Annotated in this window: 19 protein-coding genes, 1 tRNA gene and 1 pseudogene; 2 read left to right on the forward strand and 19 right to left on the reverse strand. The window is 64.4% G+C overall.

What is annotated here, in order from left to right; all coding sequences use genetic code 11:
- Positions 1-5 precede the first annotated feature (5 nt).
- The 3 genes from acnD to prpB all read right to left on the reverse strand — a co-directional run bounded on the left by acnD (position 6) and on the right by prpB (position 4,885).
- On the reverse strand, positions 6-2,600 hold the full coding sequence (gene acnD, locus AC1POX_RS16465) for a Fe/S-dependent 2-methylisocitrate dehydratase AcnD (protein ID WP_372356402.1): 2,595 nt from the start codon (positions 2,598-2,600) through the stop codon (positions 6-8).
- 159 nt (positions 2,601-2,759) lie between these two features.
- Complete coding sequence (gene prpC / locus AC1POX_RS16470) at positions 2,760-3,914, reverse strand: bifunctional 2-methylcitrate synthase/citrate synthase (RefSeq protein ID WP_008571591.1); 1,155 nt, start codon at positions 3,912-3,914, stop codon at positions 2,760-2,762.
- A gap of 74 nt (positions 3,915-3,988) precedes the next feature.
- Positions 3,989-4,885 carry a methylisocitrate lyase gene (gene prpB / locus AC1POX_RS16475; protein WP_372356403.1) on the reverse strand — a complete coding sequence of 299 codons (897 nt, stop codon included), beginning with the start codon at positions 4,883-4,885 and terminating at the stop codon, positions 3,989-3,991.
- A gap of 127 nt (positions 4,886-5,012) precedes the next feature.
- Here prpB and prpR point away from each other — a divergent pair, with 127 nt between their 5' ends.
- Positions 5,013-6,632, forward strand: a complete 1,620-nt coding sequence (gene prpR, locus AC1POX_RS16480) for a propionate catabolism operon regulatory protein PrpR (protein ID WP_372357186.1) — start codon at positions 5,013-5,015, stop codon at positions 6,630-6,632.
- Between the two features lie 196 nt (positions 6,633-6,828).
- On the opposite strand, the gene AC1POX_RS16485 is transcribed toward prpR, so the two are convergent.
- The 15 genes and pseudogenes from AC1POX_RS16485 to AC1POX_RS16555 form a co-directional block, all read right to left on the reverse strand.
- Complete coding sequence (locus AC1POX_RS16485) at positions 6,829-7,155, reverse strand: hypothetical protein (protein WP_008571594.1); 327 nt, start codon at positions 7,153-7,155, stop codon at positions 6,829-6,831.
- 203 nt (positions 7,156-7,358) lie between these two features.
- A pseudogene (locus AC1POX_RS16490) lies at positions 7,359-7,878 on the reverse strand (hypothetical protein).
- 120 nt (positions 7,879-7,998) lie between these two features.
- Positions 7,999-8,073, reverse strand: a tRNA-Val gene (locus tag AC1POX_RS16495).
- A 164-nt stretch (positions 8,074-8,237) separates the two neighbouring features.
- A complete protein-coding gene (locus AC1POX_RS16500) occupies positions 8,238-8,591 on the reverse strand; it encodes a PilZ domain-containing protein (protein ID WP_003483889.1) in 354 nt (117 codons plus the stop codon).
- On the reverse strand, positions 8,588-9,547 hold the full coding sequence (locus tag AC1POX_RS16505; protein WP_008571599.1) for a DNA polymerase III subunit delta': 960 nt from the start codon (positions 9,545-9,547) through the stop codon (positions 8,588-8,590). The genes AC1POX_RS16500 and AC1POX_RS16505 overlap by 4 nt, the downstream gene beginning before the upstream one ends.
- Positions 9,544-10,617, reverse strand: a complete 1,074-nt coding sequence (gene mltG / locus AC1POX_RS16510; protein ID WP_014089547.1) for an endolytic transglycosylase MltG — start codon at positions 10,615-10,617, stop codon at positions 9,544-9,546. The genes AC1POX_RS16505 and mltG overlap by 4 nt, the downstream gene beginning before the upstream one ends.
- A 60-nt stretch (positions 10,618-10,677) precedes the next feature.
- Positions 10,678-12,033: an aminodeoxychorismate synthase component I gene (locus tag AC1POX_RS16515; protein ID WP_011346637.1), complete on the reverse strand. Its 1,356-nt coding sequence runs from the start codon at positions 12,031-12,033 to the stop codon at positions 10,678-10,680.
- Between the two features lie 165 nt (positions 12,034-12,198).
- The gene (gene fabF / locus AC1POX_RS16520; RefSeq protein ID WP_011346636.1) at positions 12,199-13,434 is read right to left on the reverse strand and encodes a beta-ketoacyl-ACP synthase II; all 1,236 of its coding nucleotides are present in this window, start codon (positions 13,432-13,434) and stop codon (positions 12,199-12,201) included.
- Between the two features lie 141 nt (positions 13,435-13,575).
- Entirely contained in the window at positions 13,576-13,815 is a 240-nt protein-coding gene (gene acpP / locus AC1POX_RS16525) for an acyl carrier protein (protein WP_002814322.1), read from the reverse strand.
- Positions 13,816-14,019: 204 nt separating this feature from the next.
- Positions 14,020-14,763 (reverse strand): 3-oxoacyl-ACP reductase FabG, encoded by a 744-nt coding sequence (fabG, locus tag AC1POX_RS16530; protein ID WP_008571604.1) that lies wholly within the window; start codon positions 14,761-14,763, stop codon positions 14,020-14,022.
- 82 nt (positions 14,764-14,845) lie between these two features.
- Positions 14,846-15,790, reverse strand: coding sequence for an ACP S-malonyltransferase (fabD, locus tag AC1POX_RS16535; RefSeq protein WP_136733044.1), 945 nt, complete (start codon positions 15,788-15,790; stop codon positions 14,846-14,848).
- Between the two features lie 289 nt (positions 15,791-16,079).
- A complete protein-coding gene (locus AC1POX_RS16540) occupies positions 16,080-16,520 on the reverse strand; it encodes an MEKHLA domain-containing protein (RefSeq protein WP_277569213.1) in 441 nt (146 codons plus the stop codon).
- Between the two features lie 247 nt (positions 16,521-16,767).
- Positions 16,768-17,745, reverse strand: a complete 978-nt coding sequence (locus AC1POX_RS16545; protein WP_008571607.1) for a beta-ketoacyl-ACP synthase III — start codon at positions 17,743-17,745, stop codon at positions 16,768-16,770.
- Positions 17,746-17,835: 90 nt separating this feature from the next.
- Positions 17,836-18,030 carry a 50S ribosomal protein L32 gene (rpmF, locus tag AC1POX_RS16550; protein WP_003483870.1) on the reverse strand — a complete coding sequence of 65 codons (195 nt, stop codon included), beginning with the start codon at positions 18,028-18,030 and terminating at the stop codon, positions 17,836-17,838.
- Positions 18,031-18,127: 97 nt separating this feature from the next.
- Entirely contained in the window at positions 18,128-18,637 is a 510-nt protein-coding gene (locus tag AC1POX_RS16555; protein WP_031421438.1) for a YceD family protein, read from the reverse strand.
- Positions 18,638-18,748: 111 nt separating this feature from the next.
- Between AC1POX_RS16555 and AC1POX_RS16560 the strand changes: the two genes are divergently transcribed.
- Positions 18,749-19,324 (forward strand): Maf family protein, encoded by a 576-nt coding sequence (locus tag AC1POX_RS16560; RefSeq protein WP_338334916.1) that lies wholly within the window; start codon positions 18,749-18,751, stop codon positions 19,322-19,324.
- A 104-nt stretch (positions 19,325-19,428) separates the two neighbouring features.
- Here the strand turns inward: AC1POX_RS16560 and AC1POX_RS16565 are convergent, their stop codons facing one another.
- Positions 19,429-21,222, reverse strand: coding sequence for a hypothetical protein (locus AC1POX_RS16565; RefSeq protein WP_372357187.1), 1,794 nt, complete (start codon positions 21,220-21,222; stop codon positions 19,429-19,431).
- Positions 21,223-21,255: the final 33 nt, after the last annotated feature.

Genomic DNA, 21,255 nt, shown 5'->3' on the forward strand with positions numbered 1-21,255 from the left:
CTGCCCTATGCGGCCTTGTTTGCCTCGAGAAAATCCTGCGCAAACCGCTGCAAGACGCCACCGGCTTCGTAAATCGACACTTCCTCTGCAGTATCCAGGCGGCAAGTCACCGGCACCTGCAGTTGCTCGCCATTGCGCCGGTGGATCGACAACGTCAGCGTGGCGCCGGGCGTGCGCTCACCCACCACGTCGAAGGTTTCGCTGCCATCGATGCCCAGGGTCTTGCGATCGGTGCCCGGCTTGAACTCCAGCGGCAGCACGCCCATGCCGATCAGGTTGGTGCGGTGAATCCGCTCGAAGCCTTCGGCGACGATCACTTCCACACCGGCCAGCCGCACGCCCTTGGCCGCCCAGTCGCGCGAAGACCCCTGCCCGTAATCGGCGCCAGCGATGACGATCAGCGGCTGCTTGCGCGTCATGTAGGTTTCGATCGCCTCCCACATGCGCAGCACCTGGCCTTCCGGCTCCAGCCGCGCCAGCGAGCCGGCCTTGACCTGCCCATCGACCACCGCCATTTCGTTGATCAATTTGGGGTTGGCGAACGTGGCGCGCTGTGCGGTGAGATGGTCGCCGCGATGGGTGGCGTAGGAATTGAAGTCCTCCTCCGGCACGCCCATCTGCGCCAGGTATTGCCCGGCCGCACTGCCGGCCATGATCGCGTTCGACGGCGACAAGTGGTCGGTGGTGATGTTGTCGCCCAGCACGGCCAACGGGCGCATGCCGCGTAGCGTGCGCGCACCGGCCAACGCGCCTTCCCAATACGGCGGACGCCGAATATACGTACTGGTCGGGCGCCAGTCGTACAGCGGGTTCACGCTGATCCCCTGCCTCACGCTGCGCTTGAACATCGGGTCGTATACGCTGCGGAAGTGTTCCGGCTTGACGCTGCGCGCCACCACCGCGTCGATCTCGGCATCGCTCGGCCACAGGTCCTTGAGCGTGACCGGCACGCCGGCGGCGTCGATGCCCAACACATCCTTCTCGATATCGAAGCGCACCGTGCCGGCAATGGCGTAGGCAATCACCAGCGGCGGCGAGGCGAGGAACGCCTGCTTGGCATACGGATGGATGCGCCCATCGAAATTGCGGTTGCCCGAAAGCACCGCTGTGGCATACAGATCGCGATCGATGATTTCCTGCTGGATCGCAGGATCCAGCGCCCCGCTCATGCCATTGCAGGTGGTGCAGGCAAACGCCACGATGCCGAAGCCCAACTGCTCCAGCTCGCTCAGTAAACCGGCCTCTTCCAGGTACAGCTGCACGGCCTTGGATCCGGGCGCCAGCGAGCTCTTCACCCACGGCTTGCGGGTCAATCCGCGTGCATTGGCGTTGCGCGCCAGCAAGCCGGCAGCGATGACATTGCGCGGGTTGGAGGTATTGGTGCACGAGGTGATCGCTGCGATGATCACTGCGCCATCGGGCATCTGCCCCGGCACCTGCTCCCACGCACCGGCAATCCCACGATCCGCCAGCTCGGTAGTGGCCACGCGTTTGTGCGGATTGGACGGCCCAGCCATGTTGCGTACCACGCTGGCCAGATCGAACTGCAGCACGCGCTCGTACTGCGCGGTGGCCAGATCGTCTGCCCATAGGCCGGTATGCTGCGCATAGGCCTCCACCAACGCGACTTGCGCATCGTCGCGACCGGTCAAGCGCAGGTAATCGATGGTTTGCTGGTCGATGTAGAACATCGCCGCCGTCGCACCGAATTCCGGTGTCATGTTGGAAATGGTCGCGCGGTCGCCGATGGTCAGTGCGCGTGCACCATCGCCATAAAACTCGAGATACGCGCCGACCACGCGCTGCGCGCGCAGGAATTCGGTCAATGCCAGCACGATGTCGGTGGCGGTGATGCCCGGCGCCGGCCGGCCGGTCAGTTCCACGCCGACGATGTCCGGCAGGCGCATCCACGAGGCGCGCCCCAGCATCACGTTTTCCGCTTCCAACCCGCCAACGCCAACCGCAATCACGCCCAGCGCATCCACGTGCGGCGTATGGCTGTCGGTGCCCACGCACGTATCCGGAAACGCCACCCCGTCCAGCGTGTAGATCACCGGCGACATCTTCTCCAGATTGATCTGGTGCATGATCCCGTTCCCCGGCGGAATCACTTCCATGTTCTCGAACGCACGCTTGGTCCATTCGATGAAGTGGAAGCGATCGGCATTACGCCGATCTTCCACGCTGCGATTCTTGGCGAACGCCTGCTTGTCGAAGCCGGCGTATTCCACTGCCAGCGAGTGATCCACGATCAACTGCACCGGCACCACCGGATTGACCTGCGCCGGGTCGCCGCCCTGCTCGGCAATGGCATCGCGCAAGCCCGCAAGATCCACCAGGGCGGTCTGGCCCAGGATGTCGTGACACACCACCCGTGCCGGAAACCACGGGAAATCCAGATCGCGCTTGCGCTCGATCAATTGCCGCAGGTACGCCTCCAGCAGTTGTGGCTCTGCCCGCCGCACCAGGTTCTCGGCATGCACGCGTGCGGTGTATGGCAAGGTTGCATACGCACCGGGCTGCAGCGCATCGACGGCGGCGCGTGCATCGAAGTAATCCAACGAGGTGCCCGGCAAGGGCTTGCGGTACTGGCTATTCATGGCTGGCGATATCGAAGCGGGCGGGGGGAATCGGGAATCGGGAATCGGACTTGGCGTTGCAGAGGTTTGCAAGTCTTGCTGCTGACCTGGCTTGCGAGGTCCGATCGCCTTCATCGAAGGCGACCGAAACGCAGAAGTCGGCGGCTGCGCAAAGCATCGTCAGCTGCGCTGATCCAGCGGCACGAACACCTGATCTTCCGGCCCGGTGTAATTGGCCGAGGGGCGAATGATCTTGCCGTCCATGCGCTGCTCGATGATGTGCGCGCTCCAGCCGGCTGTGCGCGCCAGCACGAACAAGGGAGTGAACATCGCCGTCGGCACGCCCATCATGTGGTAGCTCACCGCACTGAACCAATCCAGGTTCGGAAACATCTTCTTGATGTCCCACATCACGCTCTCCAAACGCTCCGCGATGTCGTACATCTTGCGGCTGCCCTGCTCATCGGACAGCTCGCGCGCCACCTCCTTGATCACCTTGTTGCGCGGGTCCGACACCGTGTACACCGGATGTCCAAAGCCAATCACCACTTCCTTGCGTTCCACCCGCGCCTTGATATCGGCTTCTGCTTCATCCGGGGTGTCGTAGCGCTTCTGCACTTCGAACGCCACTTCGTTGGCGCCGCCATGCTTGGGGCCACGCAGCGCACCGATGCCGCCGGCGATGGCGCTGTACATATCGCTGCCGGTCCCGGCAATCACGCGGCTCGCAAAGGTGGATGCATTGAATTCGTGCTCGGCATACAGGATCAGGCTGGTATGCATCGCGCGCACCCACGAATCCTTGGGTGCAAAGCCGTGCAGCAGGTGCAGGAAATGGCCGCCGATGGAATCGTCGTCGGTCTCCACCTCGATGCGCTTGCCGTTGTGGCTGTAGTGATACCAGTACAGCAGCATCGAACCGAGTGAGGCCATCAGTTTGTCGGCGATGTCGCGCGCACCCGGGTGATTATGGTCGTCTTTTTCCGGCTGCAGGCAGCCCAGCACCGACACGCCGGTGCGCATCACATCCATCGGATGCGCCGACGGCGGCAACTGTTCCAGCGCAGTTTTCACCGCTGCCGGCACACCGCGCAGCGAGCGCAGCTTGGCCTTGTAACCGCGCAGCTCGCCGCTGTTGGGCAGCTTGCCGTGCACCAGCAGGTACGCGATTTCTTCGAACTCGCTGGTGGTGGCCAGATCGAGAATGTCGTAACCCCGGTAATGCAGATCGTTACCGCTGCGCCCCACCGTGCACAGGGCCGTGTTACCGGCGGCAGTGCCGGACAGGGCAACGGACTTTTTCGGCTTGAAACCAGCAATAGCAGTGTCGTTCATGCGATGAGCTCCCAAACTGTGTGGTGTCGCGGTGTGGCGTGCGAGGTGGCAATGAGATGATCAGCAGCGCGCAATCATGCGCCTTTGCGCGCAAACAACGCATCCAGGCGCTGCTCGTAATCGTGATAGCCGATGCGTTCGTACAGCTCTTCGCGCGTCTGCATGCTGTCCAGCACGCCCTGCTGATGACCGTCGTGCCGAATAGCGGCATAGACCGCCTCGGCCGCCTTGTTGGCTGCGCGAAATGCCGACAGCGGAAACAGCTGGATCGCCACGCCAGCCTGCGCCAGCTGGTCGCGCGTAAACAACGGGGTCTTGCCGAACTCGGTAATGTTGGCCAGCACCGGCACGCCTACCGCATCGACGAAGCGCTTATAGGTGTCCAGGTCGTAGGCAGCTTCGGCGAAGATGCCGTCCGCACCCGCTTCCACGCAGGCGATGGCACGTTCGATCGCCGCATCCACGCCTTCCATCTGGATTGCATCGGTGCGCGCAATCAGGAAGAACGCCGCATCGGTCTTGGCATCGGCCGCGGCCTTGACCCGATCCACCATCTCGCCCTGGCTCACGATCTCCTTGCCCGGCCGGTGACCGCAGCGCTTGGCGCCCACCTGGTCTTCGATATGGCAACCGCCTGCGCCGGCCTTGATCAGCGACTTGATGGTGCGCTCGATATTGAACGCGCTCGGCCCGAAGCCGGTGTCCACGTCCACCAGCAGCGGCAGCTCGCACACGTCGGTGATGCGGCGCACGTCGATCAATACGTCTTCCAGCGTATTGATGCCCAGGTCCGGCAACCCCAAGGACCCGGCCGCCACGCCGCCGCCGGACAGGTAGAGGGCCCGATAGCCGGCGCGCTGGGCCAGCAGCGCATGGTTGGCATTGATCGCGCCGATCACCTGCAGCGGCGATTCGGCAGCCAGTGCAGCGCGAAACCGGGTGCCAGCAGAGGGAGTGGACGAGGACGTCATGGCGGTTCCTTGGATGGGATCACCGTGCAGGCGCAAGCACCATGCCAAGTACAAGTTGTTGATTTGATGACAATCCCACGCGCCAATCGTTGCAAAAATGCAACAACTGATTCACGATGAAACGCCACTGAAACGCGGGATTGTCATGCGCACCCCTGCCCCTCCGGAAACCGCAGACGCCTCCTTGCCCATCATCTGGACCGTCAGCGTCTCGCGCCTGACCGGCCTGCTGGCCGATGTCATCCCCGAGTTCGACCAGCGCGCGCGCATCGAGCAGATCAACCTCGGCTTTGCCGAAGCGGTCGAGGTCATCGGCCAGCGCCTGCGCCGCGAGCGCTGCGACGCGCTGGTGGCCGGCGGATCCAATGCGGCGTACCTGCGCAGCCGGCTCGCGCTGCCCTTGGCGCCCATCCAGGCCACCGGGTTCGATCTGATGGAAGCGCTGGCGCGTGCGCGCCGCATTGCGCCACGCATCGGCGTGGTCACCCACGCCACCGATGTGCCGTCGTTCCGCGCGTTTCAGCACAGCTTCGATCTGGAGATCGAACACCGCCGTTTCGTCACCGCCGAAGACGCACGCGACTGCATCGCCGATCTGCGCGCCAGCGGCATCCAGGTCATTGTCGGCACCGGCATGGCGATCGACTTCGCCGAGCAGGCGGGGCTGCCTGGCGTGCTGCTGTATTCGGCCGATTCGGTGCGTCATGCGCTGGAACAGGCCATCACGCTGGGCACCGCTCCAGGCATCGATCGCGTCGCCGGCCGTGCCGCCCCGCGCCGCGCACGACGCGCCGACGCCCTGCTGGGCGAAGACGGCGCAATGCGGCGCGTGCGCGAGCTGGTGCAGCTCTACGCACCGCATACCGGCACCGTGTTGATCAGCGGGGACACCGGCACCGGCAAGGAACTGGTCGCAGGACAACTGCATGCCGGCAGTCGTCGCCGCGGCCGTTTCGTGGCGATCAACTGTGGCGCCATCAGCGAATCGTTGCTGGAGGCGGAACTGTTCGGCTACAGCGACGGCGCCTTCACCGGCGCACGTCGCGGCGGCCACACCGGCCTGATCGAAGCCGCGCAGGACGGCACGCTGTTCCTCGACGAAATCGGCGAATTGCCCGTGCCGTTGCAGACTCGGCTACTGCGCGTCCTGGAAGAACGTGAAGTAGTGCGTGTCGGCGCAACGGTGCCCGTTGCGATCGACGTGCGCGTGGTCGCCGCCAGCCTGCAGGACCTACAGCAGTTGGTCGAACAAGGCCGCTTCCGCCGCGACCTGTTCTATCGTCTTGCCGCGCTGCGCATCGCACTGCCTCCGTTGCGCAATCGCCGCAACGACATTGCGTTGTTGCTTGCGCATTATTTCCAGCAACTCGGCAGCATCGCATCGCCGTTATCGCCAGCGGCATTGCAACGCCTGCAACAGCACACCTGGCCCGGCAACGTGCGCGAACTGCGCAATCTGGTCGAACGCCTGTGCATTCACTGGAAATCCCAACCGCACGACAGCCTCAGCCTGGAGCAACTCCAACGCTGGGCGCCGGAATTATTCGATACGCATTTCGGCAACCACGAAGCACCGCGTGAGCTTGCCGATTTGGCAACCTCTCGCCTGCAGCTCACTGCCACCGCAGTCCGCGCAGCGCTCGACCGCGCCAACGGCAACCGCGCCCTTGCCGCGCAAGCGCTCGGCGTCTCGCGCACCACGCTGTGGCGCTGGATGCAGGCGCAGGCGGTGGCATCGCGTGCATAAGGCAAGCGCGAACTCGCGCGGCTGACCAGGCCACACATGAATGGCATGCACGCTCGGCGCATGAATGCCCGAGCCACGCTGATCGCGATATGGGCGCACTCAGAACGACACGAGGCAGCGATCTGGTGAAACGATCAACTCGCCGACCGCAAACGCCGCGCGCCTTCATCGCATGCCTTTGAAAAGCGTCTCGCCGTCACTTGACCCGCGTGTACTCGGTATCGCCCGTGCTCAACTTGCCGGTCGCCTCATCGATCGCGTAGTTGACCGTGCCGACCCCGTTGGACACCTGCAGCACGCCCTTGGTCAGCAGCGCCGGATGGTTGCGGGTCTTGACGCCATTGCCGAACAGCTCCGGCTGGGTGTCGCGAATGATGAAACTCTCGCCATTGTGCTCGATGCTCAGCACATTCTTTTCCGACTTCACGTTGACCCACTTGCCCACGTACTGCTCGCCAACGTCGCGCGCGCACCCGGCCAACAGCAATGTCGCAACCAGCGCACTTCCAAGCAGCGTCTTCATCGCCACTCCATCTCGATCCGGGGCCTTGAAGGATGGCAAGTCCCTGTCGAGCTCGCAAGGCACCGGCCTTAGCGAAAAGTGCTTAAATGCAGCGTCTGTCGCCAATAGTGCCGAACGCCGCTCACAATTAAGCATGGTGATACCAACACCGGAGCCAGTAGCTCTGGCAGTCGATAGGCCGAGCAAACCCTGCAGCGCCCAGTTCAACGATGAACCCGTGTCGTCAAAGCGCTGTCGGGATCGAGCAGATGGATCGCGTCGTTGATGAGTAACCGTTGTTCATTGAGAAAAATCATCTCGCTGACTGTCAGACCCTGCATTCCAGCAACAAGATCCAGCTACCGCCACCGAAGCGGCAACTTTGCATTCCCGAAATTCCAGTCGTCCCTACGATGGGCATATGCGTTGCGCAAGGCGCGCAGCAAGACAACGGCGGGCTCACTTTGATAGCTCCGCTTGGGGCCTGATGCGCATACCTTCACATGGCATCAGAGATGTAGACGATTGCTTGACGCGCGGTATATCGAACCACTTCCTGCGCACGCTCGCGCCACTGCTCCGGGTAGACCTTAAAGGTCCAGTTCACGCCAGGACTGGGAATGGCTCGGTGGCAATGTCGTCGCCGTCGAGAATGAGCTCAAAGGGGACCCCTGCGTCCCCAGCCTCCCGCGTGTAGCGGAAGCCAGCGATCGCATGCCATACCGCCGAGTTGGCGGCAGTGATTGCCTGTATCGCTGCATCGAAAGGTGGAGTGCCGTGCAGTCATATCACCAAGCCTGGGGTTGATGCCCTGCAACTACGAAAAAACCGGCTTTCGCCGGTTTTCGTTTGACTCTGAATTCATGGTGGGCGGTACAGGGTTCGAACCTGTGACCCTTGCCGTGTGAAGGCAATGCTCTACCGCTGAGCTAACCGCCCGGTGACGCGAGCCGCACATTATAGGGCAGCGGCGGCGGTCGTCAACAACTGTTTACCTGCCCTCTTTCACGCCAGCCAGATCGCACCTTCATCGCACCGGTCTGCCGCGATGACCTAGCAGCTTCACCGCGAGCCTCACTGGCGTCTTGCCGTGCCCCTGGCGCTTACATCGTATGCGTCGGCTTGTCCGAGGTGGTCAATCCGGCCAGCAGCGTCTCGATCTTGTTGCGTACCGCCTCGCCTTCCGGGCCGTCGGGGAACTGCACGCCGATGCCGGCGGCGCGGTTGCCCTGCGCGCCGGCAGGCGTCGTCCAGATGACCTTGCCGGCGACCGGCAAGCGCTCGCTGGAGTCCGGCAGGGTCAGCAGCAGGAAGACTTCGTCGCCCAGCATGTAGCGCTTGGGCGTGGGCACGAAGATGCCGCCGCCTTTCACGAACGGCATGTAGGCGCTGTAAAGCGCTGGCTTGTCTTTCAACGCCAGCGACAAAATGCCTTGGCGTGCATTCATTGCACTCATCGAGTTCCCCTAGAACGTGGCTGGCGCTCTCCCTCGCGCCAGGACAGCAATAATTCCGTCACTGCCAGGTCGGCGCGGACGGTGGTGCGCAGCAGATCGCGGGTGCGGTTGGCAGCGTCGAACCAGGTCGCCAGCTTGTGCAACCGCGATGGATCGGTCAAGCCGGCCGATGCCTGTGCCAATGCCAGATCGGCGGCATGGCGCAGGCGCTGGTCGGCCTGGCCATCGCTGGTCCAGCGCTGCGCGACATCGACTGCGCCGGCGCGGCCACTGGCGATCTGCTCCAGATCCTGCGCGACCGCACGCCGCACGGCCAGGCCGTCTTCGCGCAACCACTGCGCGGCCAGGCCGGGGTGGCCGCGCGCGGCGTCCAGCGCTTCCTGCGCGGCGCGCTCGCTCACGCCTTGCGACAGCAGCCAGGCCAGTGCCTCGTGCGCAGGCGGCAGCTTGAATTCCAGGCGCTGGCAACGGCTGCGGATGGTCGCCGGCAGACGCGCCGGTTGCGCGCTGATCAACCACAGGTAGCGCCCCGGCGACGGTTCTTCCAGGGTCTTGAGCAAGGCATTGCAGGCCGAGCGATTGATCGCATCGGCCGGGTCGACGATCACCACCTGGGCGATGCCGTACTGCGGGGTCAGCGCGAGCTTCTGCGAAATCTCGCGCACCTGCTCGATGATGATCTCGGTACGCAGTTTGTCGCCGGTGCGATTGGGAATGAACGAGACCAGTTGCAGGTCCGGATGGGTACCGGCGGCAATCAGCTGGCGCGTGCGCTGCGCCAGCGTCGGGTCGGGCGAGGCGGCCAGGACGTGCTCGGCCAGGGCCAGGGCGACGGCACGCTTGCCCAACCCTTCCGGGCCGCAGATCAGCAGCCCATGTCCAAGCCGCCCCGCATCCAGCGCAGCCACGGTCTGGTCGAAGGCGCGCTGCTGCCAGGGCGAAAATGCGGCGGTCATGGCGTGGTCTCCGTCTGCGGCGTACTCGGCAGGCGGCGGCGCTGCAGATAGCGCGCCACCGCTGCGTTATGTTCGGCCAACGTGGCCGAAAACGCGTGCGCGCCGGTGCCATCGCCCACCGCCACGAAATACAGCGCCTCGCCGGGCGCCGGCCGCACCGCCGCCAGCAGCGCCTCGCGCCCCGGCATGGCGATCGGCGTCGGCGTCAGGCCGGTGCGGGTATAGGTGTTGTACGGCGTATCGGTGGTCAGGTCGCGGCGACGGATATTGCCGTCGTAGCTGCTGCCGATGCCGTAGATCACGGTGGGGTCGGTCTGCAGCTTCATACCCAGCTGCAAGCGGCGCAGGAACACCCCGGCAATGAGCGGGCGCTCGGAGGCCAGCGCCGTTTCCTTTTCGATGATCGAGGCCAGGATCAATGCCTGCTCCGGCGAGACGAGCGGCAGGTTCGGGGCGCGCTGCTCCCAGGCCTGTGCCAATGCCTTGTCCATGGCCGCATGCGCGCGCTTGAGTACATCGATGTCGCTGTCGCCACGCTGGTAGACATAGGTTTCCGGCAGGAAGCGCCCTTCCGGATGCTGCTTGGCAAATCCCAGGCGGGCCATCAGTGCCGCATCGTCCAGCGCATTGATGGAATGTTGCAGCGGCGTGGCGGTCGCCAGTGCGGCGCGCAGCTGACGGAAGTTCCAGCCTTCCACGATCGTGAAGCGGTACTGGATCACCCGTCCCTGGCGCATGCGCGTCAGCAGTTCCCGCGGCGACAGCGCTGGCGACAGCGCGTATTCGCCCACCTTGAGCTTGCCGGCCGCATCGACCTGGCGCGCCAGCAGCTGCCACTCCAGCTCGGTGCCCTGCACCAGGCCGGCAGCGCGCAGTTTGCGCAATGTGGCCTTGAGCGAATCACCGGGCGCAATCACCACGCTGGGCGCGCTCGCAGGCACGGGGGTATCGGCGAAGTGCAGGTAATGCCGCCACGCCACCACGGCGGCAATCGCCAGCAGCGCTGCAAGCAGCAATGCCGTGCCCAGCACGGCCAGACATCCGCGTTTGCCAGTCACCGCCACACCCACCTCGTCATTGCCCCTGCGCCGCGCAGGATACCGCGCGCCGGTGATGTCCCGTTGAAGCGCTCATGTCTGCTCGATCGCACGCAATACGCCCCGTGCCTTGGCGCGGGTTTCGTCCAGCTCGCGCTGCGGATCCGAATCCACCACGATCCCGGCCCCGGTGCGGAACCGCACCTGGTGACCGGCCACCTCGGCCGTGCGGATCAGGATATTCAGATCCATGTCGCCGTCGCGATTGAGCCAGCCGAATGCGCCGGTATAGGCCCCACGCGCGGTCTGTTCGAGCTCGGCGATGACCTGCATGCAGCGCACCTTGGGGCAACCGGTAATGGTGCCGCCGGGGAACACCGCGGCAATCACCTCACCGGGCGTCACTCCGGCACGCAGGCGCCCGCGCACGTTGCTGACGATGTGATGCACATGGGCATAGCTCTCCACGCACATCAACTCGTCCACCTCCACGGTGCCCGGCGCGCAGAGGCGGCCCAGGTCGTTGCGTTCCAGATCGATCAGCATCACGTGCTCGGCGCGCTCTTTCGGATGCCCGACCAGCTCACGGATACGTGCGGCATCGTCGTCGCCGGCAAACCGCGCGCGGGTGCCGGCGATCGGGCGCGTCTGCACCACATCGCCCTGTACCGACACCAGCCGCTCGGGCGAGGAACTGGCCACTGCACGCCCGGCCGCCACGAACAGGCCGGCGAACGGCGCCGGATTGGCCGCACGCAGGCGCGCATGCAACGCGGCCGGATCGACCACCGCAGCGAATGCCGCGTGCCACGCGCGCGAGATATTGGCCTGGAACACATCGCCGGCGCGCAGGTAATCGAGCACGCGCTCCACCGCCGCGGTGAAACGCTCGGGAGCATCTTCGTCCACGGCAAGCGGCCCGGCCCAGGCAGGCAGCGGCGGCAGTGCGGCGCAGGCAGCAATGTCCTCGCCGATCTGCTGCAACAACTCCTCGCGGCCCGGCTCTGCCAGCGCCACGCAGTGCCCGTGCAGGCGATCGCGCAGCACCGCTGCCGGCGCGCGCAAGGCCAGCGCAGTGGGCAAGCCATCGGCGCGCGTCGGCAGTTGCAGAATCGGTTCGACCTGCGCGGCCAGTTCGTAATCCAGCAGCACCGCCCAACCGCCGCGAAACGGCCAGGGGCTTGCAGGCGCGTGCGGCACCCGCTCGGCCTGCCAGGCGGCATCCAGCGCCGCCAGAAAGCCGCCCTCCAGCACTTGCCCAGCGCCATCGCGCGTGCATCCGTCCGGATCCAGCCGCAGGCATGGCCCCTCTGCCAGCAACAGCACATCCCAGCGACCGTGCTCGGTGCCGGAAGCGCTGGATTCCAGCAGGGCCGGATAGCGTTGCGGTGACAGCCGATGCAGCGCCAGCAGGTCGATGTCCGCGTGCAGTGATCGGGTAAGCGTCATCGGTCCGGCATGGCGTGGGATACAGACGCGCCGCTGCCTTACGCAGCGCGCGAGGAGTGAATCAAAGGGTGATCGCAGGAGTGAACATCAACCCGCAAGCCGGCAGTGCATGCGGCAGCCAGGCAGGTCGCGCGCCGATGACGGCCACGCGACCGATATGCAGGGTCAAACGCGCTTGAACACCAGCGTGCCGTTGGTGCCGCCAAAGCCGAAGCCGTTGGACATCACCGCATCCACCTGTACCTCGCGCGCCACGTTCGGCACGTAATCCAGGTCGCAGCCTTCGCTTGGCTCTTCCAGGTTGATGGTCGGCGGGATGATGCCGGTGTGCAGCGCCATCACCGAGAAAATCGCTTCCACACCGCCGGCCGCGCCGAGCAGATGCCCGGTCATCGACTTGGTCGAGCTCACCATGGTCTTGTAGGCGTGATCGCCCAGGGCGCGCTTCATCGCCATCGTTTCGGCCAGGTCGCCCAGCGGCGTGGAGGTGCCGTGCGCGTTGAGGTAGCCGATCTGCTCGGGGTTGAGCTTGGCATCGCGCATCGCTGCCGCCATGCTGCGCGCCGCGCCCTCGCCGTCTTCGCTGGGAGCGGTCATGTGGAACGCATCGGAACTGGCGCCAAAGCCCACCAGCTCGGCATAGATGCGTGCGCCACGCGCCTTGGCGTGTTCGTACTCTTCCAGCACCAGCACGCCGGCACCGTCGCCCAGCACGAAGCCATCGCGCTGCTTGTCCCACGGCCGCGAAGCGCCGGTCGGGTCGTCGTTACGGGTGGACATCGCCTTCATGGCGCAAAAGCCGCCCACCGAACTGGGCGACGAACCGCGCTCGGCACCGCCAGCCAGCATCACATCGGCATCGCCGTGCTGGATCATGCGCATCGCGGTACCGATCGAGTGGTTGGACGTGGCACAGGCCGATACTGCCGAGAACGTCGGGCCTTTCAGGCCTTTGATCAGGCTCACCTGGCCGGGCAGCATGTTGATGATGGTGCTGGGCACATAGAACGGCGAAATCTTGCGCGCGCCGCCCTCATGGAATTTGATGGTCTGCTCTTCGATGCCGAGCAGCCCGCCGATGCCGGAGCCGAGAATGGCGCCCACGCGTTCGGCATTGCTTTCGTCGATTTCCAGGCCGGAATCGTCCAGCGCCATGAACGAGGCGCCGACACCGTAGTGGATGAACGAATCCATCTTCTTGACGTCCTTGGCGGACACAAAAAGCGTGGGGTCGAAATTCTTGATTTCACCGGCGATCTTGGTGGTGAACTGCGAGGCATCGATCTGCGTGATCGGGCCAATGCCCGAGCGGCCGTGGACGATTCCATCCCAGCTGGTGGCCAGATCATTGCCCAGCGGCGACACCATGCCCATGCCGGTAACGACAACACGACGACTCATTGCAGATCTCCTCACCACGGAACGGACGGTGCTTGGGGTTTGCGGGTGACACTTGAAAAACACAGGGCCGCATCAGCGGCCCCATGGAATGTCTGATGCGGCAGCGGCTCGATGCACGCCGCCACGATCAGGAACAACGCATCAGCTCTTGACGTGAGCCTTGACGTAGTCGATCGCCTGCTGCACCGAGGTGATCTTCTCGGCCTCTTCGTCCGGGATCTCGCACTCGAACTCTTCTTCCAGCGCCATCACCAGCTCGACGGTGTCCAGCGAGTCGGCACCCAGATCATCGACGAACGATGCGCTGGTGGTGACTTCCTCTTCCTTGACGCCGAGTTGTTCGACGACGATTTTCTTGACGCGTTCTTCGATGGTGCTCATTGGGGATATCGCTCCAGCTGGAGTAGTGGTGGTTCGAGTTTTAGGATCCCCGCACACGGATGTGCGGTGCTCCTGTGAGGGACTCACAAAACGCCATCGCCGCTGCGATGGCCGCGTTGGATAGTGTAGTGGAAGCGACCGGGCCTTGCATTGCATCACAACTCCCGGCCGATCAGCCACTTAGCGCCTCCCGGCGCCGCACGCTTACGGCATGTACATGCCACCGTTGACGTGCAGGGTCTCACCGGTGATGTAGCGGGCCGTCGGGCCGGCCAGAAACGCCACCGCATTGGCGATGTCTTCCGGCTCGCCAAGATGGCCCAGCGCAATCTGCTGCAGCAAGGCGGTCCTGGCCTCGTCCGGCAGCGCCTTGGTCATGTCGGTATCGATGAAACCGGGCGCCACCACATTCACGGTCACCCCGCGCGAGCCGATTTCCTTGGCCAGCGATTTGGAGAACGCGATGATGCCGGCCTTGGCGGCGGCATAGTTGGTCTGGCCAGGATTACCGGTCACGCCCACCACCGAGGCGATATTGATGATGCGGCCCTTGCGCGCCTTCATCATGCCGCGCATGACCGCCTTGGAGGTGCGGAACACGCTGGTCAGGTTGGTGTCGATGATCGCTTGCCAGTCGTCGTCCTTCATCCGCATCAACAGATTGTCGCGGGTGATGCCGGCGTTGTTGACCAGGATCGAGATGGCGCCGAACTCCTTGCCGATGGCATCGATCAGGCCATCGACTGCAGTCGCGTCGGTGACGTTCAACTCACGGCCGTGTCCGCCGTGGGCGGCCAGACGCTCGCCGATCGCCGCGGCGCCGGAGGCCGAGGTGGCGGTGCCGATGACCGTGGCGCCCTGGGCGGCCAGGGTATCGGCAATGGCCGCACCGATGCCGCGACTGGCGCCGGTGACGAGGGCGATTTCGCCCTGCAGGGGCTTGCTCATGATTGCTGTTCCTCGATGGGGGACGCCGCAACCGTGGCCGCGAACGTCGAGGGATGCCGGCACGACCGGCAGCGGCGTTGGATCAGTGCGCCCACGCGTCGAGTGCGCCGGCATAGTCGGCAGGCGTTGCCAGCGGCCGCGCGTCCAGGCTCTTGTCGATACGCTTGATCAGCCCGCTCAGCACCTTGCCCGGGCCGCATTCGGCAATGCGGGTGATGCCCCGGCTTGCGAGCGCCTGCACGCAGCCGGTCCATTGCACCGGCAGGTAGAGCTGCTCCACCAAGGCCTGGCGGATGGCCGTGTTGCCCTCATGCACGCGCGCGTCCACGTTCTGCACCACCGGAATCTGCGGGGCGTGCCAGGTCAGCCCGGCCATCGCCTCGCCAAGCTGATTGGCGGCATCGCGCATCAGCGGGGTATGCGAGGGCACGCTCACTGCCAGCTTGACCGCCTTGCGCACGCCGCGCTCGGCCAGAAGCGCCAACGCGCGATCCACTGCCGCAGCGTGGCCGCCGATCACGATCTGACCGGGCGAATTGAAGTTGGCCGGCACCACCACGTCGCTACCGGACGCCTGGTCACAGACCTCCTGCACCACGGCGTCTTCGGCGCCCAGCACCGCAGCCATCGCGCCAACGCCCGCCGGTGCCGCAGCCTGCATGAACTGGCCGCGCAACCGCACCAGATGCGCACCATCGTGCAACGACAGGGCGCCAGCCGCGACCAGCGCGGTGTATTCGCCCAGGCTGTGTCCCGCCAGCAGCACCGGGCGCTGCCCGCGCTGGGCCGTCCACAGACGCCACACCGCCACGCCCGCAGCCAACAAGGCGGGCTGGGTGTATTCGGTGCGATTGAGCATTTCTTCCGGGCCGCCCTGGGACAATGCCCACAAGTCGACGCCGGCGCCCTCGGAGGCTTCGGCGAACGTTTCACGAATCTGCGGGTGCAGTTCGGCCAGTTCGGCCAGCATGCCTAAGGACTGCGAGCCCTGGCCGGGAAACACGAAGGCGAGAGTGGATTCGGTCACGCGTTGCTGCCTACAAAAATCGAGCCGGGATCATACGTGCGAAATCGCTCCGGCGTCTGTACTGCCGCGTATGCAGAAGGCTCCGCGAACGGGTCGCGACGTCGCGAAACCGCACACCGGGCCTGGTCGGGCCGGGCGCGCGCAACGGCAACCGTCGCGCTGACGCGCCGCTATTCGGGTTTCGATGGTGAAAGCGCTGCCGGCAAAGGCGGCGCGGCCAACGCCCGCAAGGCCGGCGGGCGAGGAAGTGAAGGGCCAGGCGCACCCGGTGCTGCCACCTGCGCCTCGTCTACCCTGGCAATGGGAATGTTGCCGCTTGTCCACGCAGCATCCCGTCCTCATCGACGAGTTGCCAGACCACACCGTCGGCGATCCGGAAGCGGGAACCATCCTTCGCGATCCGCACACCCGCGTAGTCCCTGACGACGCCATCGCGGGTGACCGCATCGAGCAAACGCTGACGTTCCGCGCGTTCCGGCAATTCTGCCGATAGCCGCGATGGCATGCCGACGAACTCGCCCCAGCTGTAGCCGAATACGCGCTGCGCCGCCTGGTTCGCATAGACAAACCGCGGATCTGCCGCGATATCGTGCGCAAGCAGGGCGAACGGCGCATCGCGATACAGCCAATCGGGCTCGATCTGTCGATCTGCGACCAGCGGGCGGCCTGCAAACCGCTGGTAACTGCCAGTGAGCAAGGCGACGAAAACGGGGTCGTGGGCGGGGTGCATGCGCAGACTTTACTTGCCGGCCGGCCTGTCCGACGCCCCGGCCCGCAGACGGGTCGCATCCAGCGAATCAAGCCACTCACGTGACCTAAAACCGGGCGCTACCCTTCACGGAATTCAAGCGCTCCGGAAACCTACACAGGCACCAGGCGGCAAGATTGCCACCATCGCAAGGAAAGACGAGTGTCCCGCCATGCACGCATCCGCGTGAGTGAACGTGCGCACCTGCTCGGCGCAGGACGCAGAAACGTCAGTAGCGCAGCAGCGCCGAGCCCCAGGTAAACCCGCCGCCGAAGGCTTCCAGCAACAGCAACTGGCCGCGCTGCACGCGACCGGAGCGCACTGCCTCGTCCAGCGCCAGCGGCACCGACGCAGACGACGTATTGCCATGGCGATCCACGGTGACGACCACCTGATCCATCGGCAGCTCCAGCCGCTTGGCGGTGGCTTCGATGATGCGCAGGTTGGCCTGATGCGGAATCAGCCAATCCAGGTCGTGCTTGTCGAAGCCATTGGCCGCCAGGGTCTCATCGACCACCGAGTCCAGCGCCTTGACCGCATACTTGAAGACGTCGTTGCCCTTCATCAGCAACGCGCCGCCGCCATTCTTGCCTTCGCCGAAGCCCACCGAGACCCCAACCGGGTCCCACAGCAGTTCTTTCTTGCTGCCATCGGCGTGCAAATGGGTGCTGAGGATGCCGGTTTCTTCGTCGGCCTTGAGGATCACCGCGCCGGCACCATCGCCGAACAGCACGCAGGTGGTGCGATCGGTCCAGTCGACGATGCGGGTCAGGGTTTCTGCGCCCACCACCAGCACGGTCTTGGCGTCGCCACTGCGCACGAACTTGTCGGCCACGCTGAGCGCGTAGACAAAACCCGAGCAGGCAGCGTTGACGTCCATCGCACCGCAACCGACGTTACCCAGCCGGGCCTGCAACAAGCAGGCGGTCGACGGAAAGATCAGGTCCGGGGTGGTGGTGCCGATGACGATCAGATCGATCTCGTCGGCGGTCACACCGGCCGCTTCCATCGCCTTCAGCGAGGCGAAATACGCCAGATCGCTGGTGGTCTGGTCGTCGGCAACGATGTGACGTTCACGGATGCCAGTGCGCGAGAAGATCCATTCATCGCTGGTGTCGACGATCTTCGACATGTCGTCGTTGGTCAACACCTTTTCGGGCAAATAACTACCCGTGCCCGCGATTCTGGAATAGATCCGCTTGCTCATACTGTTCCCTGTTGCAAGAGCCGCGGTGACCGGCGGCTCCTGAAGAAGCGAGAGTCACCCGGCCGCGTCGAACGCGGCGGGCGCCACGGATCAATCTTCTTGGACGGCCGACGACTTGGTCGCGATCACCTTCTTGCCACGGTAGTAACCGTCGGCGGTGATGTGGTGGCGCAGATGGATCTCGCCGCTGGTCGGGTCGGTCGACAGCTGCTTGGCGGTCAGGGCATCGTGCGAACGACGCTGGCCGCGACGGGACGGGGTGACACGGGATTTCTGCACAGCCATGGGATTGCTCCAACTTTAGTTCGATAACTTGTCTGTTGAGTCGAACAGCACGCTCTACGCCCGCGTCGACCTGTCTTACCGCCCTTAACAGCGGCGGTTACTGTTTCTTCAACGCTACCAGCGCCGCGAACGGACTGGCCTTGTCCTGCTCTTCCTGGGTCGGAACCCATTCGGCGTCGATCGCTTCGCTGCCCGGCGCCACCGGCACCACCGGCACCGACAGCACCAGTTCGTCCTCGACCATGTCGACGGCCCGCAGCATGCCATCTTCCGGTACCAGCAACGCTTCGTACTCGGCCGGCAATGCAGCTTCGTCGGCCTCGTCACGGATCAAACCAAGACGCTGTCTGATTTGCACCGGATACAGGAAGCGTTGCAGGCTGCGCTGGCAGGCCAGCGGAAGCTCCACATCGATACTGAGTTCGACATAGGCGACCTTGAGCAGGGGGTCTTGATCGAATTGAAGCGAATAGACACATTCGCCATCGGTATCGACAAGGCTTCCCTGCAGGCGGGTCATCGCAGATAGCGGGATGCGGCCATCGAAGCGCCTGCGCGCTGCGACCATCCGCCAAGCATCCAGCATTTCGGGCACGTTCGCGGACATAAGCCGCAGAATGTTAAAGACCCGCGGCAGCCCTGTCAAATGACCCCATTCATGCGATTGCCGCATGGGCCGCAGGACGGCAGACTCCCGTGACCACCCCGGTAGCGCCCCATGATGCCACGCCTGATCCTTGCGTCCACCTCTGTCTATCGGCGCGAGCTGCTTACCCGCCTGCAGCTCGACTTCGACACCGTCCGGCCGGAGGTCGACGAGCAGGCGCAGCCGGGCGAATCCCCGAGCGCACTGGCCAGCCGCCTGGCCGTGGAAAAAGCCGCCGCGGTGGCAGCCCGCTTCCCCGCCGCCTGGGTGATCGGCTCGGATCAGGTCGCCGACCTGGACGGCCAGCTGCTGGGCAAACCCGGCACGCGCGAGCGGGCCCGAATGCAGCTGACTGCCATGTCTGGCCACACCGTGCGCTTCCATACCGCCGTCAGCCTGGTCGGCCCGGAGCGCCAGCTGCACGCGCTGGACCTGACCGAGGTGCAGCTCCGCGCGCTGACGTCCGCCGAGATCGAACGCTACCTGGACGCCGAACCGGCTCTCGATTGCGCCGGCAGCTTCAAATGCGAAGGCCTCGGCATCAGCCTGTTCGACGCGATCCGCTCGCAGGACCCCACCGCCCTGGTGGGCCTGCCGCTGATCGCGCTGGCGCGGCTGCTACGGGAGGCGGAATTCGACCTGCCTTGAGTGATCGACAGCGATGACTCAGAAGGGCGCAAGACCTCACTTGCCAGGCAAGCAGGGCGCCAGAACCGCTTCAGCCGCTTGAACCACCAGACGCGAAGGCAAGCCTAAAACCAGGTGCTCCCTCTTACCTTGAAAGCACGAAGACACGAGGGAGCAACGCTGCGTGCCGACCAACCAACCCACTGCGCCCCTCCCACACGCGTTGCCATGCCTAGCGGAGCTTCATCGCATACCAGTACCAGCCGCGACGCCGATGTCTCTGCCTTGAAATCAAATCGAACCGCCGAGGCATCTTTCAAGAGGTTACGGACAGGTGTCGCAGCAACATCGTCGATGGCAACTGGATCGGTGGGGACCTGCGCGCCCTCCAGATAGCGCGTTTCTGGCCAAGCGAAGATGGACGTATCTGCTGCCTTCAGTACCGGCAGCGCGTCGGCAACTTCCGCAAGAACCGTCTCTCCGTGGATGGCATCGACATCAATCACGCCGGCCGCTGCTGCGGTTGCCGTCATGTTGGCGGCAGTCTGCATGCGCTGCGCAAGGAGCGCCATCCATAGCGTGCTCGGCACCAGGCAACAGGCCAGCGCCAGGCCCGCCAACGCGACACGGCGCGGGTGCAAATTTCCATACCGAACGAACGACCACAACAATAGACCGCTCCAGAACAGGACCGACCAAGGCAAGTAGCGCGCCGCGAGCAATTGCTCGGGAAACGACTGAAAATACACGGCTCGCGCCAACGCGATTGCCGCTCCGACGGCAAGCGCAAACCAGGCCATCGAGATCGCCGTCAGCTCTGCAGCCGATTCGGCCCGCTGACGCCAGCGCGAGTAGGTAATGCCCATCAACCCACTTACGCCCAACAGCCCGACCACTCTGTGCGGCCAGGCCGAGATCATGACCGGGCCGAATACCGATGTGTACCCATGTGAGATTGCAACGGCCATTGCCCTCAATGATTCCACCGGCAATTTTTCTGCAACGCTCACGTCAACCAGTGGCAGCAAGGCATAGATAAACGGCGCCGACAGCCAACCCAGCACAATATCCAATTGAGAAAGTGGCGCGATGACGCGCGCATTTTGCATGTGCGCATCACCAAAGCCCACGACCAGCAGCAGGGATACAGAAAAGCCCGTTAGCACAATGCACCACTGGAGCCATGACGCCCTCCGCAGCAACAACATCACCAGCAAGGCAACGAAGGTGGCAATCCCCGCACCAAAACAGAAGGTCGCCGCGAGCCCGCACAGTGCCGCAAGCACGGCACGCCACCAACCGCCACCGCGACCGAGCAAGCAACAACCGCCGACCAGAAACGTGGTAATCAGATAGACATGCACCGACTCATTTGCATGCGCCAGTGCCCGCTCGTTTCCCAGCCAGAAAACACTCAGCGTACAAACCAGCCCGGCGGCAGCGTACGCCATAGCACCCAGACGCTCAGTCCGAACCAGACGTAGCAGCATCCACACTGTCAGCAAAGCCAGCGCAACACCCGCCCAGATCTGCAGCCATTGATTTCCATCAAACCATCTGAGCTCGGCAAGACGCAGCAGATTGGGCAGGACCTCACGATGTCCGTTATCCACCGCAAGTACGTTGCGCGGCCAAGGCTGGCTCAGCAGGTTGTTTGCGAATCGCCATGGATCGGCATAGAGCACCTTGGGCGACAGCGCGACCATTGCCAGCACGCCGACCGCGAGATAGAACCACTTTGCACCAACCAGCAACTGGCGCGAGAGCCTGTTCCAAGCCCGGTCTGCTCCCAGCCGGTCGCCGGAGTCGCTGGATAAATCCCTATATTTGCGCTGCAATTGCTTTTCCTTTATTGCCTTGTCGGCCAGCGCCGACCCTGTCACGACGGGGGAGCCAAGCACAAGGCCTGATGGGTGCATCTTGGCGACCGCCAGCGCGGCCAAACGTTTTCG

The organism is Xanthomonas sp. NCPPB 3442 (genome assembly GCF_056725145.1).